12 protein-coding genes are annotated in these 16,099 nt (G+C 75.5%); 6 read left to right on the forward strand and 6 right to left on the reverse strand.

The genetic code is table 11. The annotated features are described in order from the left end of the window. Both FM076_RS02780 and FM076_RS02785 read left to right on the forward strand, forming a co-directional pair. Positions 1-228: a phosphopantetheine-binding protein gene (locus FM076_RS02780; protein WP_173868357.1), complete on the forward strand. Its 228-nt coding sequence runs from the start codon at positions 1-3 to the stop codon at positions 226-228. After that, positions 225-4,229, forward strand: coding sequence for an amino acid adenylation domain-containing protein (locus FM076_RS02785; protein WP_428814647.1), 4,005 nt, complete (start codon positions 225-227; stop codon positions 4,227-4,229). The genes FM076_RS02780 and FM076_RS02785 overlap by 4 nt, the downstream gene beginning before the upstream one ends. 75 nt (positions 4,230-4,304) lie before the next feature. Here FM076_RS02785 and fes read toward each other — a convergent pair whose 3' ends face one another. Further along, a complete protein-coding gene (gene fes, locus FM076_RS02790) occupies positions 4,305-5,579 on the reverse strand; it encodes an enterochelin esterase (protein ID WP_173868358.1) in 1,275 nt (424 codons plus the stop codon). Positions 5,580-5,715: 136 nt separating this feature from the next. Between fes and FM076_RS02795 the strand changes: the two genes are divergently transcribed. Then, positions 5,716-6,771: a YncE family protein gene (locus FM076_RS02795; RefSeq protein ID WP_173868359.1), complete on the forward strand. Its 1,056-nt coding sequence runs from the start codon at positions 5,716-5,718 to the stop codon at positions 6,769-6,771. Positions 6,772-6,839: 68 nt separating this feature from the next. On the opposite strand, the gene FM076_RS02800 is transcribed toward FM076_RS02795, so the two are convergent. From FM076_RS02800 to FM076_RS02820, 5 genes are all read right to left on the reverse strand, one after another. Next, entirely contained in the window at positions 6,840-7,268 is a 429-nt protein-coding gene (locus FM076_RS02800) for a hypothetical protein (RefSeq protein WP_173868360.1), read from the reverse strand. A 51-nt stretch (positions 7,269-7,319) separates the two neighbouring features. Beyond that, positions 7,320-8,309 carry a DUF5996 family protein gene (locus FM076_RS02805; protein ID WP_173868361.1) on the reverse strand — a complete coding sequence of 330 codons (990 nt, stop codon included), beginning with the start codon at positions 8,307-8,309 and terminating at the stop codon, positions 7,320-7,322. 96 nt (positions 8,310-8,405) lie between these two features. Next, positions 8,406-9,608, reverse strand: a complete 1,203-nt coding sequence (locus FM076_RS02810; protein ID WP_173868362.1) for an ABC transporter substrate-binding protein — start codon at positions 9,606-9,608, stop codon at positions 8,406-8,408. 104 nt (positions 9,609-9,712) lie between these two features. Next, positions 9,713-11,974, reverse strand: a complete 2,262-nt coding sequence (locus FM076_RS02815; protein ID WP_243274277.1) for a HelD family protein — start codon at positions 11,972-11,974, stop codon at positions 9,713-9,715. A 217-nt stretch (positions 11,975-12,191) separates the two neighbouring features. Next, positions 12,192-13,700 carry an MFS transporter gene (locus tag FM076_RS02820; RefSeq protein WP_202034908.1) on the reverse strand — a complete coding sequence of 503 codons (1,509 nt, stop codon included), beginning with the start codon at positions 13,698-13,700 and terminating at the stop codon, positions 12,192-12,194. Between the two features lie 139 nt (positions 13,701-13,839). Here FM076_RS02820 and FM076_RS02825 point away from each other — a divergent pair, with 139 nt between their 5' ends. The 3 genes from FM076_RS02825 (at position 13,840) to FM076_RS02835 (ending at position 15,894) form a co-directional block, all read left to right on the forward strand. Beyond that, the gene (locus FM076_RS02825; RefSeq protein WP_173868363.1) at positions 13,840-14,448 is read left to right on the forward strand and encodes a TetR/AcrR family transcriptional regulator; all 609 of its coding nucleotides are present in this window, start codon (positions 13,840-13,842) and stop codon (positions 14,446-14,448) included. Positions 14,449-14,659: 211 nt separating this feature from the next. Beyond that, positions 14,660-15,409, forward strand: a complete 750-nt coding sequence (locus tag FM076_RS02830; protein WP_173868364.1) for a TioE family transcriptional regulator — start codon at positions 14,660-14,662, stop codon at positions 15,407-15,409. An 89-nt stretch (positions 15,410-15,498) separates the two neighbouring features. After that, a complete protein-coding gene (locus FM076_RS02835; RefSeq protein ID WP_173868365.1) occupies positions 15,499-15,894 on the forward strand; it encodes a hypothetical protein in 396 nt (131 codons plus the stop codon). Positions 15,895-16,099: the final 205 nt, after the last annotated feature.

The raw sequence follows: 16,099 nt of genomic DNA on the forward strand, positions 1-16,099 counted from the left end.
ATGCCGCTGACACCGCAGCAGATCCGCGAGGACGTCGCCGCCTCCCTCGGCGAGGACCCGGCGGACATCCCCCTGGACGGCGACCTGGCCGACCTCGGGCTCGACTCGGTCCGCCTGATGGCGCTGCTGGAGCGCTGGCGCCGCGAGCACGGGGTACGCGCCGACTTCGCGGACCTGGCCGAGACACCCGCCATCGAGGCGTGGGTCCCCCTGCTGGGGGCGGCGTGACCCTCCTGTCCGCCTCCGACTCCGCCCCGGCCACCGGACCGAACCCCGCTCCCGCACCGGGCGGCGGGACCCGACTGCCGCTGACCGCCGCCCAGGAGGGCATGTGGTACGCGCAGGCCCTCGACCCGGACAGCCCGGCCCTGAACACCGCCGAGTGCCTGCGCGTCGACGGCCCGCTGGACCCCGGCCTCTTCGCGGCGGCGCTGCGCCATGTGGCCGCCGAGGCGGACGCGTTGCGGGTCCGCGTGGCGGACACCCCCGACGGGCCGCGCCAGTACGTGCGGGAGACGGTGGAGGTGCCGCTGACCGTGCGGGACCTGCGCCCCGCCGCCGGCCCCGACGCGACCGGCCCCCGCGCGACCGGCCCCGCCGCCGGTGCCGAGGCCGAACGGCGGGCCGAGGAGTGGATGCGCGCCGACCTGGCCACCCCGTGCGACCTGGCGGCCGGACCGCTGTTCGGGCACGCCCTCTTCCGCGTCGGCGAGGAGCGGTGGCTGTGGTACCAGCGCGTCCACCACCTGGTCATGGACGGCTACGGGCACGGTCTGCTGGTACGCCGTACCGCCGAGGTCTACACGGCGCTGGCGCACGGCCAACAGCCGCCGCCGTGCCGGTTCCGGCCGCTGGCCGACCTGGTGGCCGAGGACGCGGAGTACCGCTCCTCGGCGGCGTACGCGGCCGACCGCGACCACTGGCTCGGCGCCTTCGCCGACCGCCCGGAGGCGCCCCGGCTGGCCGGCCGGAGCGCGCTGCCCGCGCACACGTTCCACCGCCGCACCACCCGGCTGGGACCCGGAGCGGCACAGCGGCTGCGGGAGGTGGCCGAGGGCCTCGGCGCGACCTGGCCCGATCTGCTGATCGCCGCCCAGGCGCTCCACACCTCCCGCGCGAGCGCCCGCGAGGAGGTGGTCCTCGGCCTGCCCATGATGGGCCGGATGGGTTCGGTCGCCCTGCGGGTGCCGGGCATGGTGATGAACGTGCTGCCGCTGCGGCTCACCGTCCGGCCCGAGGACACCCTCGCCCAGCTGGTGCGCCAGGTGGTGCGCGGCGTGCGCGAGGCCCGCCGCCACCAGCGCTACCGGTACGAGGACATCCGCCGCGGCCTGGGGCTGCTGGGCGAGGGCCGGGGGCTGGTGGGGCCGCTGGTCAACGTCATGCCGTTCGACTACGCCGTGGACTTCGCGGGCGCCCCGGTGCGGGCGCGCAACCTGTCCGCCGGGCCGGTGGACGACCTGACGGTGAACGTCTACGACCGTGCCGACGGCCGCGGCCTGCACATCGACCACGACGGCAACCCCGCGCTCCACACCCCGGACGAACTGGCCGCTCACCAGGAGCGCTTCACCCACCTGCTGGCCCGGCTCACCAACAGCGACCCGCACACCCCGCTGGCCCGGCACTCCCTCGCCACACCGGCCGAAGAGGCGCTGGTCCTCGACGAGTTCAACCGCACCGCCCGCACCCTGCCGCCCACCACCCTGATCGGCCCCATCGAGGCGCGGGCCATCCGCACACCGGCGGCCACTGCCCTGGTGGACGGTTCGACGGTCCTCAGCTACGCCCAGCTCGACGCCCGTGCCAACCGGCTGGCCCGGCACCTGCGCACGCTCGGCGCGGAGCCGGGCACGGTGGTGGCGGTCTGCGTGCCGCGCTCGGCGGACCTGGTGGTGTCCCTGCTCGCCGTGCTGAAGGCGGGCGCCGCCTATCTGCCGCTCGACCCCGGCTACCCGGCGGCACGGCTCGCGTTCATGCTGGAGGACGCCGCGCCGGTGTGCGCCGTCACCGACCGGCCGGACCGGCTCCCCGAGGGCGCCACGACCCGGCCGGCCGTCCTCGCGGAGCTGGACGGGACCGCGCTGGACGCCTACCCGCCGGTGCCCCCGGCCCGCCCGCTGACCCCCGCCCATCCCGCCTACGTCATCTACACCTCCGGCTCCACCGGGCGGCCCAAGGGCGTGGTCGTCTCCCACGCGGCCATCGACAACCGGCTGCGCTGGATGCAGCACGCCTATCCGCTCACCCCCGAGGACCGGGTGCTCCAGAAGACCCCGTCGTCGTTCGACGTGTCGGTGTGGGAGTTCTTCTGGCCACTACGGGAGGGGGCCGCCCTGGTCGTGCTGGAACCCGGCGGGCACCGGGACCCGGTGCGGCTGGCGCGGGTGATCCGCCGGCAGGGCGTCACCGTCTGCCACTTCGTGCCGTCGATGCTCCAGGCGTTCGTGAGCGAGCCGGAGGCGGCACGGTGCGGCGGCCTGCGCCGCGTCTTCTGCAGCGGCGAGGCCCTGCCCCGGCCGGCCGCGCGCGCCTTCGCGCGGACGCTGCCCGGCGCCACGCTGCACAACCTGTACGGGCCCACGGAGGCCGCCGTCGATGTCACCTATCACGACTGCGCCCCGGACGCCGAAGGGCCGGTGCCGATCGGCCGCCCGGTGTGGAACACCCGTGCCTACGTGCTGGACGCGGCGCTGCGGCCGTGCCCGCCCGGGGTGCCCGGAGAGCTGTACCTGGCGGGCCGTCAACTGGCCGACGGCTATCTCAACCGCCCCGGACTGACCGCCGAACGCTTCGTCGCCGACCCCTTCGGCCCGCCCGGCGGCCGGATGTACCGCACCGGCGACCTGGCACGCTGGACCGCCGAGGGCGAGCTGGAGTACCTGGGCCGCACCGACGACCAGGTGAAGCTGCGCGGCCAGCGCCTCGAACTGGGCGAGGTGGAGGCCGCGTTGGCGGCCTGCGCGGGCGTGACGGGGGCCTGTGCCACGGTACGCGAGGACGGGCCGGGCGAGCAGCGGCTCGTCGGCTATGTGACCGGCGACGCCGAGCCCGCGGCCGTCCGGGCCGCGCTGGCCCGCGAACTGCCCGAGCACATGGTCCCCTCGGCGGTGGTGGCCCTGGACGCGTTCCCCCTCACGCCCAACGGCAAGCTGGACCGCCGGGCGCTGCCCGCGCCGGTCTTCACCGGGTCGGGCAGCGGCCGGCGGCGCCCCGCGGGACCGCGCGAGGAGACGCTGACCCGGCTCTTCGCCCAGGTGCTGGGCGTGGCCGACGCGGGCCCGGACGACGCGTTCTTCGACCTGGGCGGCACCTCGCTGCTGGCCGTACGGCTGGTGGCCAGGGTGCGGGAGGTCCTCGGGACGGAGCTGACCATCGGCTCGCTGTTCGAGGCGCCGACCCCGGCCGCGCTCGCCGCCCGGACGGAGGCGGCACGCCCGGGTTCCGGGGACGCCCTGGGGGGCGTTCTGCCGCTGCGCGCCACCGGAACCCGCCCGCCGCTGTTCGCCGTGCACCCGGCGGGCGGCCTGGCCTGGTGCTACGCCGGGCTGGCCGCGCGGCTCGGCCCCGACCAGCCCGTCCACGGCATCCAGGCCCGGGGGCTGCGGGACGACGAGCCGCTGCCGGCCACGCTGCTGGAGGAGGCCGCCGACTACGCGGCACGCATCCGCGCCGTCCAGCCGCACGGCCCCTACCGGCTGCTGGGCTGGTCGGTGGGCGGGGTCCTGGCGCACACCGCCGCCGTGCTGCTCCAGGAGGCCGGGGAGCGGGTGGACCTGCTCGCGCTGCTCGACGCCTTCCCCGCCGAGCAGTGGCGTCAGCGGCCCGCACCCGAGGAGGGCGACGCCCTCACCGCGGTGCTGCGCATGGCGGGCTTCGACCGCACGGACGAGCGTGACCGCGACGACGTGCTGGCGACGCTGAGCCGCGCGGGGAGCCCGCTGGCGGGGCTGTCCGGGCGGACCCTGGCGCGGATCGTGGAGATCGTGCCCAACCACGCCCGGATGATGCGCGAGCACGTACACCGGGTGTACGAGGGCGATGTGCTGTTCTTCACCGCCGCCGCCCCGCGCGCCGAGCACTGGCTGACCCACCGGGCGTGGCTGCCGCATGTGACGGGCACCGTCGACAACCACGACCTGGACTGCACGCACCCGGGGCTGCTGGGGGGCGAGCACCTCGACACGCTGGCCGAGGTGCTCGCCGGGCGGCTCGCGCGACTGGAGTGATGAGAAGCGGCCGGTGGCAGGCGCCACGGCCCGGCCGGCGCCGCGCACCACGGAGGGTGCGGTGCCGGCCGGGCCTCAGCGCGTGGACCCGGCGAACAACTCCACCAGGCCGTCCCCCAGTTCGGTGCGCCAGCACAGGTAGTCGTGGCCGCCGTTGAACTCCCGGTGGACCGCGTCGCCGTACCCCTTGGCGGCGAGGGTGTCGCGCAGCCGTCGGGCGGCGGGCAGGGCCACCCACTCCTGCTCGCCGAAGGAGAGCCGGAAGCGGACGGGCAGCCGGGGCGAGGCGGCGAGGCGGCCGGTCAGCCACTCGGCGGCCGGGCCGTCCGGCCACCAGAACGACCCCGACTGCGCCAGCACGTTGCCGAACCGGTGGGGGGCCTCGACGGCGGCGTAGGCGGCGGTGAGACCGCCCAGGCTCTGCCCGGCCACCACGGTGAGCGCGGGATCGTCGGTGACGGGCACCAGCCCGGCGGCCCACGGCAGCAGCTCCTGGGTGAGGAAGGCGGCGAACGCGGGGCGGCAGCTCAGCTCCCGCCAGCGGGTGCGGGCGTCCACCGAGTCGGGGAGCACGGCGACCAGCGGCGGGATGCGCCCGTCGGCGATGAGGTTGTCCAGCAGGGTGGCCACACCGAGCCGGGGCTGCCAGTGCTCGCCGTCCAGCAGGACCAGCACCGGGTACCCGTGGGAGGGCGGCGCGGTGGTGGCGGGCGGGGTGTAGAGCCATACCCGCCGGACGGTGCCGAGACGCGCGCTCGCGACCTTGTGCCCGGTGACCTCACCGTGCGGCACCTCGGCCCGGTACCGCCAGTCCTCGGCGCCCGGCGCGGCGGGCAGTGCGGCGCAGGAGAGCGGTTCGCCGCCCCAACGGCGCGGCAGCGTACGCGGGTTGTACGGGTCGGTGCGGCGACGGCCGCGCAGCCAGGACCAGTAGCCGGGCCCGCCGCGCTCGGGGCCGTCGCCCTCGTCGACGCCGAAGTCGTAGGTGCCGCGCCAGTCGTGGCGCAGCCGGACGGTCCAGTGCCAGATGTCGGTGCCGGGTGCGCGGGTCATCAGGTTGCCCTCGGGGTCGCGCGGGTCGGCGAGCTTGTTGGGCAGCACCTGGACGGCGCGGGTGGCGGCCGTGCCCCGCCACAGGAACGTCACGGCGCGGTGTTCGGGGCTGCCGTGGGGGTCGGGGGCTACCAGGGGGGTGCCGAGGCGGCGGACATCGGCCCAGAAGGCGTCGGGGGAGGCGGTGCCGGGGCCGGGCAGCGGGAAGCCGGGCTCCGCGAGCCGGGGCACCGGATGCGGGCGGGGCAGCCGGGGAGGGCGGTGCGGCGCGCCCTCGGGCGGGGCGGTCGGGGTCATGGGGCTGGGCTCCCAGGGACGCGGCGGGCAACCGGGGGCGGTCCACCCCCGGAGATGAGACTTAGGTAAGGCTAAGCTAACTTACCTCTCGTCCGCCTCAACCAGGAGGCGCGTTCACCGAGGAGTTGGACGCAGCATGAGCACGCTCACCTGCCGTATCCGCCGATCCGCCGCCCTCGCCGTGGCCCTCGCAGCCGGAAGCACCCTGGCCCCGGCCGCCACCGCGACAGCACAGCCCGCCCCCCGCACCGGCCCGGCCGTCACCACCGCGCCCCTCGCCGCCGGCCTCTACCAGTCCGCGTACTCCGAGCGGAACCGCGTCCTGTGGGCCACCGCGGCCGTCGGCCGGCCGCCCGTGACCGACTCCGCCCTGCTCCGCGTCGATCCGCGCACCCTGAAGGTGAGGTCCGCCCACCGGCCCCCGGTCACCGACCCGGAGACCGGCGCGGTCGAGGCGGTCTACGGAGTCGCGGTGGACGACGAGCACAACACCGTCTGGACGACCAACACCCGCGACGACTCCGTGGCCGTCTACAGCCAGCGCGACGGCAGGCACCTGACGACCCTCCACGGTGTCGCGCACGCCCGGGAGATCGTGGTCGACGAGCGGCACGGCACCGCCTGGGCCGGCGGCTTCGGCGACGGCACCCTGGTCGCCTTCGACACCCGGACCCGCGAGGAGACCAAGCGCGTCACGGTCGCGGGCGCCTCCCCCGCCGGGCTCGCGGTCAACGAGCGCACCGGCACGGTCTACGCGACCGACCTGGCGGGCGACCGGATCATCGCCCTCTCCCCGCACGCCAAGGCCCCGAAGTTCCTGCCCGCCGGAGACGGCCCGATCTCCGTGGCCCTCTCCCCCGACGGCCGCACGGCCTACACCGCGAACCAGGCGGCGGGCACCGTCTCGGTCGTCAACCTGCGCAAGGGGAGGGTCACCCGGACGGTGCCGACCGGCGAGGGCGCCCTCTCGGTGGCCACCGACCCGCGCTCGGGCCGGGTGCTGGCCGCCAACCGCACGGCGGGCGACCTCACCGTGATCGACCCGCGCCGGGGCACCGTCGTGGAGAGGCTGGCCGCCGGCCCCCACCCGAACCACGTCACCGTCTCGCGCGGCACCGCCTATGTGGTGGACAAGTCGAAGGCCGGCCCCCGGGGCGAGGACCAGGTCCACCGGCTCCGGCTCCGCCGCTGATCCGTTCCGGGCCGGCCGCGCCGTCCCGGGCCGCGCCGGAAGGGCGGATCACTCGCCGGAAGGGCGCGTCACTTCCCGCCGTCCCGTCCGGCGGGCGGTGGTGCCGGCAGCAGGAGGAGCGCGGCCAGCACCACCGCCCCGGACAGCGCCACGATGTTGATGGCCTTGTCCGTCGTCCCGTACACGTGCAGATGCCGCATGTGGTAAACGAGGTGCAGGGCGTTGAAGACGAGCCACACCCCGCCGGTGACGCGGACGAAGGAGTCGTCGCGCACCCGGACCACGGCGGCCACCGCCAGCACCCCCAGCGCCAGCAGGAGGGCGCCGGTGTCCTTGGCGAGGTGCTGGTTGTAGGGGCCCAGCGGAGGCAGCCATCTCCTGCCGAAGCCGGGGAAGTTCTCGTACCACGCCTCCGGGAAGAAGTAGGCCCACAGGCCGGTGGAGAAGGCCGACAGGGCCAGCAGTCCGAGGATGGCGCACCGGAGTCTCACGTTCATACCCGTACGACCGGCCGGGGGCCCGGAAATGTGACACGCCGCCCCGGCGCGTCAGCTCCCGGGGCGGGCGCCGCCCCCGGCGCCGGGCGTGGAGCGGCGGCGCTCCCGGTCCCACCGGCCCGGATCGTCCTCCAGCGCCGCGCGGTCCCAGCCGCCGAGCTCCGCCGCCGCCTCGTAGGTGGACTGGAGGAAGCCGGTCAGCACCCGGTCCGGGTCACCGGCGGTGCGCACCTCCTCGTACGGCAGCAGGAACTGGCCGTTCTCCTCGCTGTAGTACGCGGCTTCCGGGACCACCGGATGGTCCCGGAAGCCGTCCGGCTCGGGGTAGGCGTAGGCGTAGAAGGCCCCCTCCTCGCCGCCGCCGGGCCAGAAACCGCAGCTGCTCAGTTCGCGGGAGTAGCCCTCCACCATCACCCAGTCCCCGCAGTGCGGCGCGCCGCCCGGGTGGGCCGGCGCCGGGCGGCCGGAGAAGCGGGTGCACGCCAGGTCCATGGCGCCCCAGAAGAAGTGCACCGGGCTCACCTTGCCCACGAACCGGGACCGGAACCGGCTCAGCACCCGGTGGGTCTGGAGGAGCTGCCGCCAGAACAGGTGCGCGGCGTGCGGGTCGTAGGAGGCGTGCCGGGTGTCCTCGGGGAAGGGGATGGCGAGTTCCACCTCGTTGGGGCGGTCCTGGATCGGCGCCTCGACACCCAGCTCGCGCAGGGCCCGCAGGGTCTCCTCGTAGAAGCGGGCCACGGACTTGGGGGCCAGCTCCACGGCGCGGCCGGCCCCGTCGCTGGTACGGAGGACGAGCCGGTGCTCGACGAAGTCGAACTCGATGTCGAAGGCACCCGTCCCGTAAGGGATCGACGAGGTGGTCAGCCCCCGCGGGGTGAGGTACAGCGTCACCTGCCACCAGTGGTTGACCAGCGGCGCATGGGCCAGCCGGATCTTGCCGACGATCTGGGTCCACATGTGCAGGGTGTCCCGCGTCTCGGCCCAGTCCGCCACCCGGAGACCCGGCCATGCGCCGCCCGTCGGCGCGGTCCGCTCCGCCACCGGCACCTCCTCCGCCGTCCCTGGGCCTTTCCCACGATGGTGGTCCCGCGCGGGCGGGCCGACAACTCGGGAAGGCGGCGGGGCGGGCCCGGCCCGTCAGGCCACCGGGCGCAGCTCGCCGGTCAGCGGCACGCCGGGGACGCGGGTGTTGCTGACGACGGCCAGCCGGGGACCGTTCGGTGCGGGCTGCCACTGCCCGCCGGCGAGCGGCAGCAGGGCGATGTTGGGGGTGGGCCCGCGGGTCCAGTCCAGCGGGCCCACGACGGTCTCGGCGCGGGTCTTGGCGAGCGTGTGGGCGACGGCCGCCCGGTCGGTCGGGTCGGGTGCGGCCGACAGCACCTGGTGGGCCGTCTCGAAGAGGGCGTGGGCGAGGCCGAGGGGCTGGAGCCAGCCGTGCCCGGTCGCCTCCTGGTAGGCGCGGGCCAGCTCCGCGCAGCTCGTCCCGTCCAGGCTGGAGCGGTGCGGGTGGTCGGGGCTCCAGTAGACGAGGGTGGCCACCCGGGCGCGGGCCAGCTCCTCGTGCACGTCCGCGGCCGCGCTGGTGCGGGTGTGCGGGTAGGTCAGCCAGCGCGAGCAGGTCACCAGCCGGAAGGTGAGGCCGGCCGCGCGGGCCTGGCGCAGGCACGAGGCGAGGTCGGCGGCGGTGGCGGCGCTGGTGAGGACCCGTGCTCCGCCCTCCCGCCACCGCGCGATGTGGGCGCCGAGGTCCTCGGCCGGTTCCGGGTGGCCGCCCGGGTCGAGGAGGAGGTGGCCGCGGGCGGCGGCGACCGGCGCGAAGCCGAACCGCTCGTGCCGCAGCAGCCGCCCCTGCAGGTCCCGGTTCCACAGGCACCCGACGGTCTGCCGCCCCCCGAGCCGCTCCCACATGTCGGCGAAGACGGCGGCGATGTCGTCCAGCCCCCAGGCGAAGTGGTACGTCCAGCGGAAGGCGCGCTGCGGGTCACCGCCGCGCGCGTACCCGTACGCCTGCCAGGGGAAGGTGGTGGACACGCAGGGGACGCCGAGCGCCTCGCACGCGTCGGTGGCCGCCGGCAGCACCTGGGTGCCCGCCATGGTGAGGACGATGTGCGCCCCGTCCTGTTCGGCCAGCTCCCGCACGGCCCGGCGGGCGGCCTCCGGGTCGGAGCGGCTGTCGCGCACGGCGATACGCACCTGGCAGGCGCGCCCGCCGTCGCGCAGCCGGGCCAGCCGGGGAGCCAGCGTCCGCACCGCGAACGACAGCGGCTCGCCCAGCGGCGCCAGCCTCCCGGTCAGTGGTGCCACCACACCGATGCACACCCGCGTCGCCGATCCAGCCATCGCGCACCCGCTTCCCGCGTTTTCCCGCCCTCTGTGAGGAACAACGCGGCCGGGACCGCCGAGTGCGGCCACGAAAGGGTGAACCACCGCTCCGCGTCCAGGCCCTAGGCGGACAGCGCCTCCTCCAGTGCCCGCGGCAGCGGCGCCTCGTGCAGGATGCCGAGGCTCTGCGTGGCCCGGGTCAGGGCGACGTACAGGTCGCTGGTGCCGAAGTCGGCGGGTTCGACGACCAGCACCCGGTCGAACTCGAGGCCCTTCGCCTGGCGGGGGTCGAGCAGCACCAGGTGCCGGGTGAGGTCGGGCTCGGCGCCCGCGGCGACCCCGGGCAGCAGGGCGGCCAGTGCCTCGTGCAGACGGCGCGGGGCGATGACCGCGAGACGGCCCTCCTCGGGGACGCGGGCCGCCGCCTCCCGGGCGACGGCGGCCGGCAGCTCACCGGCGGCCCGCCGCGCCCACGGACGGACCCCGGTGGAGCGCACCGAGGACGGCGGCTCGAAGCCCGGGTGCTCGGCGCGGACGACGGCGGCGGCCAGCTCCATGATCTCCGACGGCGTGCGGTAGTTGACGCCGAGCCGGGTGTGCTCCCAGCGGTCCTCGACGTAGGGGGCCAGGATGTCCTCCCAGGAGCCGACACCGGCCTCCGCCGCCGTCTGCACCGGGTCGCCGACGAGCGTCATGGACCGGGTGGGGCAGCGCCGCATCAGCAGCCGCCAGGCCATGGGGGACAGCTCCTGCGCCTCGTCCACGATGACGTGGCCGAAGGCCCAGGTGCGGTCGGCGGCGGCGCGTTCGGCCGCCGTGCGGTGGTCGGTCTCCTCGTGCCGCTCGGCCATCCGCTCGGCGTCGATGATGTCGTGCGCGGCCAGGATCTCCGACTCGGTGTCCTCGAACTCGAACGACTCGGAGCCCCGGGCGACTTCCAGCACCCCCTCCGCGTAGGCGATGCGCTCCTGCCGCTCGGCCTCGGCCGCGGCCCGCTGCGCGGAGTCGTCCTCGCCGAGCAGTTCGGCGGCCTCGTCCAGCAGGGGCACGTCGGCCGGTGTCCAGTCGGCGGGCGAGGTGACCGGACGGCGGACGGCCGCGGCGTCCTCCTCGGACAGCCCGGTGGGCTCGGCCAGGTAGTCGGCGACGAACTCCTCGGGGGTGAGCCGCGGCCACAGCCCGGCGATCGCCGCGTGCACCGCGGGGTTGGCGGCCACCGCCTTGCCGAGCTGGGCGACATCGTCCGGGCCCAGCAGGTTGGGGCCGCCGTAGGGGTCGGCGCCGATCCGCTCCACCAGTTGGGCGGTGAGCGCGTCGAGGATCCGGAAGACGAAGTGCGGGCGGGCCAGGTTGTGCGGCAGCCGCGTGGCCCGCGCCGCCTCGCGGGCCTCGTCGGCGGTGTGCCAGTCGAGCACCAGGTCCCCGTCGTCGTGCGGGATGACCAGGGGCTCCCCCGGCTCCGGCACCCGCTGCCGGGCGCGGACGGCCAGCCGCAGGACCTCCGCCATCTCGGCGTGGCCCTTGACCGCCGCGGCCCGCGGGCTGTCGGTGCCGCGCGCCTCCAGCCCCGGGTACAGCTCGGCGAGGGTGGACAGCAGCACGCCCGTCTCACCGAGCGAGGGCAGCACTTCGCCGATGTAGGCGAGGAACGCCGGGTTCGGGCCGACGATCAGCACGGCCCGTCGGGCGAGGAGTTCGCGGTGCTCGTACAGCAGGAACGCGGCCCGGTGCAGCGCGACGGCGGTCTTGCCGGTGCCGGGCCCGCCCTCCACCACCAGGACGCCGCGATGCGGGGCGCGGATGATGCGGTCCTGCTCGGCCTGGATGGTGCGCACGATGTCGCTCATCCGGCCGGTGCGCGCGGCGTTGAGGGAGGCGAGCAGCACGGCGTCACCGGTGGGGTCCTCGTGCCCGGTGCGTTCCGTGTCGCCCAGGTCGAGGAGTTCGTCGTGCAGTTCGGTGACCGTGCGCCCCTGGGTGGTGATGTGCCGCCGGCGGCGCAGGCCCATGGGGGTGTGGCCGGTGGCGAGGTAGAAGGGGCGGGCGACCGGGGCGCGCCAGTCGACGAGGAGCGGGGTGCGTTCGGGGTCCACCCGGTCGTCCTCGCGGATGCCGATGCGGCCGATGTGGTGGGTCGTCCCGTCGGCGAGGTCGATACGGCCGAAGCACAGCGAGCCGTCCACGGCGTTCAGCGCGGCCAGTTGCCCGGAGCGCTCGGCGACGAGCACGTCCCGCTCGACGCGGGCCTGCTGGGTGTTGCCGGTCGGCGTCTGCGCCTCCTCGACGGCCGACGCGGCCTGCCCGCGCAGGGCATCGACCCGCGCATAAAGGTGATCGATGTATTCCTGCTCGTTGTGCAGCTCGGCGCTTTCCCGGTTTGACAAATCGGCTCCCTGCCCAATAAACTTCAACCAGTGAAGCCCTCGATGAGGGCTTTTTCTGTGGGCACACAGAAACCCCGAATATAGCCAAGGAAATCCCCGCTCCGCAATTCGGCGCCGGGGATTTCCCGTGGCCCCCGGCGCCGTCTCCGGCCCTGCTCCGGCCCCGTCTCCGGATCTCCCTCCGCCCGCCTCCGTGGACGCGGGACGCGCGGTGCCGCTATGACGCGCCCCGGCGCGGACCGGGCATCCAGACGGCCGCCGTCACCGCCCCGAGCAGGACGAGTACGGCACAGACGGCGAAGGCACGCGCGTACCCGTCGGCCAGTTCCGCCACCCCTCCCCCGTGCGCCTCGGCGAGGGTGGAGAGCACCGCGACACCCAGCGCGGTCGCCACCTGGCGCGTGGTGTTGAGCAGGCCGGAGGCCAGGCCCGTGAGGGAGGGACCGACACCGCCGGTGGCGCAGACGGTGATCGGCGTGAAGGAAAGCCCCGCACCGAGTCCGAACACCAGCGAGGGCACAGCGATGTCCGGCCAGAAGGAACTGTGTACCCCCACCCGCGCCAGCAGCAGGAATCCGGCCGCCGTCACGCCCATACCGAGGACCGTGGTGCGGCGTACGCCCCAGCGCGAGGTGAGACGTCCGGCCAAGTGCGCCCCGGCCATCACGGTGACGGCGCACGGCAGGAAGCCGAACCCGGCGCGGCTCGGGCTGTAGTGCAGCACCCGCTGCAGGTGGAGGGCGAGCAGCACCGGGCTGGCGAGGTAGGCGACGCCCAGGCAGAAGACCACGGCATTGGCGCTGCCGACCGACCGGTGGGCGAAGATCCGCAGCGGTACGAGCGGGACACGTGCCCAGCGGGCCTGGTGAAGGAGGAAGAGACCGAGCAGGACGACGGCCGCGGCCAGCCCGGCCTGCGCCCCGGCGCGGGTGGCCGGAGCCCGCAGGGCGACGACGCCGTAGACGAGGGCGGTGAGCCCCGAGGTCACCAGCAGGGCGCCGGCCATATCGAGCCGGCCGGGCGCCGTGCGCCCGCGCCTCCGCCGCGGCAGCGTCAGCAGGGCCAGGGGGACGAGCGCCGCCCCGAGGGGCACCTTGACCCAGAAGACGGAGCGCCAGCCGAGCGCGTCCGTCAGGAAACCGCCCGCGACGGTACCCGCGGCCGCGCCGACAGCGCCGACCATGCTCCACAGCCCGAGCGCCCTGGTACGCCGCACCGGATCGTCGTAGGACCGGTGGACGACCGTGAGTGTGGCGGGCATGAGCAGGGCGCCCCCGACGCCCTGGAGGGCCCGGGCCGCGACGAGTTGAGCGGGTTCGGCCGCCGCGGCCGACCCCAGGTTGCCGAGGGTGAAGACGACCAGCCCGCCCACCAGCACCGCGCGGGTGCCGTACAGGTCGGCGAGCCGGCCGCCGAGCAGCAGGAAGCCGGCGACGGCGAGTGTGTAGGCGTTGACCACCCAGCCCGGCCCGGTGCCGCCCATCCCGAGCCCGTCACCGATGGCGGGCAGCGCGACGGAGACGATCGTGGCGTCCAGGACGACGAGGAACATCGCCCCGCAGGCCAGCCACATGCGCAACGCCGACCGACCCCGGCGACCGGCGGCGGCGCCGTCCCCGGCGGCCCCGGACGTCGCGGCAGCCTCTGCCGCCTGTCCGGCCTCGACGGCTTCCACCGCCTCGCCGGTGTCGGCGGCCCCGGCGCTCCTCGGACTCCGTGCGAACACAACTCTCCCCTCTCCGCGCGCTGTTGGCCGCGTGCGGGCGCCCTTGGCGACAGCATGGTTAGGTCACCCTAACTCAATAGAGACCAGTGGTCACCAGTGCGTCCGCAGCACCGCCGGCCGACTCGGTAAAGTCCTGGTCATGACTCCCCCCGGCAAGCGACCCGGCCCGCCCGCACGGCTGAGCAGAGAGGCGATCGTGCGCGCCGCCGTGGCCTCGGGCGATCTGGAAGCGCTCTCCATGCGGGAGCTGGCCGCCCGCCTCGGCGTCTCGCACTCCGCCCTCTACCGCTGGGTCGAAGGGCGGGACGGAGTGATCGACCTGGTGAGCGAGGCGGTCATCGACAAGATCGTCCCGGCGGACCCGCCCGCACCGGACAACTGGCGCGACTGGCTGGCCCGGCTCGCCTGGGCCGCCCACGACGAGTTCCTCGCGGTCCCCGGCTACGCCACCCGCGTCTCCCGGCCCCACCGGCACTCCCGGGCCTTCACCACGATGCAGGACGCCGTGGTCTCCGCCTTCACCGCGGCGGGCGCCTCACCCCGCATGGCCATGCACAGCTGGTACATCTTCGGCACCTCACTGGTCACCTGGCTCGGCGCCCAGGAACAGCGGCTGATGGGCGACGCACCCGTCCGCTTCGACCTCTTCCTGGACAGCCTCCTGCGCGGCCTGCCGGCAACCGACCCTCCCACCGAGGGCCGGCGGCCGACGCTCCCGGCGAAACCGGCGAGTCCCGAGGGCACCTGACGGGACCCGACCGGCCTCCGCAACCAGAGGGAGACCCACGCGGTGGCCCTCCCGCACGACGCGTTGCCGGCACCGCACGACGCGTTGCCGGCACCGCACGACGCGTTGCCGGCACCGCTCGCCGCTCACCGCTCGCCGGCAGGCCGAACACGGCCCGGGCCGCAACGACTTCGCCGGTCCTCCGGCGAGGCCCCCCGATAACCTCACGTGCATGGTGCGGAACCTCCGAAGCGGTGAGCGGCTCAGGCCGATCGACCTGGCGCGCGGGCACGGCCTGTCCACGCAGGCGGTCCGGAACTACGAGGAGGCCGGCATCCTTCCGGCCGCCGCTCGCACGCCCCACGGCTACCGCGCCTACACGCCGCTGCACGCGCAAGCCCTGCGCGCGTTCCTCGCCCTGGTGCCCGCACACGGCCACCGGACGGCGACGTCGATCATGCGGGCGGTGAACGAGGACGCGACGGAGGAGGCGTTCCGCCTCATCGACGAGAGCCACCTCCAGCTTCTCGACGACCGCCGCACCCTGCAGGCCGTGGAGAGCGCCCTCCGCGACCTGGGACCCGGCGCGACGCCCGAACCCCGTCCGGGCCACCCGCCGGCCGCGGGGTCCGGGCCCGGCAGCACGTTCATCGGGCCGCTCGCGAAGAAGCTGGGCATCCGGCCCGCGACGCTGCGCAAATGGGAGCGCGCCGGGCTGGTGCGCCCGCGCCGCGACCCGCAGACCGGATACCGCGTCTACGACGAGGCCGACGTACGGGACGCCCGGCTGACCCACCAGCTCAGGCGGGGCGGCTACCTGCTGGAGCAGATCGCCCCGCTGATCGCCCAGGTGCGGGCGGCCGGCGGGCTGGAGCCGCTGGAGGCGGCACTGGACGACTGGCGCGGCCGGCTCTCCGCCCGCGCGCGTGCGATGCTGACCGGGGCCGCCGAGCTGGAGACGTACCTCCGCGAGCGCGGTTGAGACCTCCGGGTCCGGGTCGTCCGGGTCCGCCTTCCGCGCGGTGCCGGAAATCGCGTGCCGGGGCACGGTCTGGGCCCTACTGTCGGGGCATGGCTTCCGGAAACCCGGCGACGAGGCGGTCCCACCACGTCTGCGTACGGTGCCGCCTCTCCCTCAAACGGAACGGCTCGCCCGCGGCGTGCCCGGGGTGCGGGGTGGCGCTGACCGACGCGGGCGTGTGCCTCGCCGTGCCCTCCCGTCGCGACCGGGACGGCTGGCGGGCGCTCGGCGCGGTGCTGGAGGCGGGGCTGCGGTTCCACCCCCGCTGCGGGTGCTGCTATGACGGCCCCGGTTACCGGCCCCGCACCATGGCGGAGGTGCGCGCGCGTCTCGCCTTCGCGGACCGCGCCGGGCTGCCGGTGGCCGAAGCGCTGGCATTGGAAGACCTCACCCGGGCCGCCCCGGACCGAGACCGCGGCCCGAACCGGGCAACGACCCGGTCGTGACCGCTGAGCGGCACAAAACCCCATGCCGGACCTCACCGCGCCCGAACCTGTGCCGTACGGCACGTACGGCCCGGCGGGACACGGTGCGCCCGGTCCGGAGGGGAGGGCGGGAGCACAGCGGCCGGACCGGCCGTGGCGTACGTGCCGTGATGTGCCGGGGAACCGTGGCCCTGGCGGGGCGCGGTGGCCGTGACGGGGCGCCGGC

Source organism: Streptomyces albus subsp. chlorinus (assembly GCF_013302895.1).
Lineage (GTDB): Bacteria > Actinomycetota > Actinomycetes > Streptomycetales > Streptomycetaceae > Streptomyces > Streptomyces chlorinus.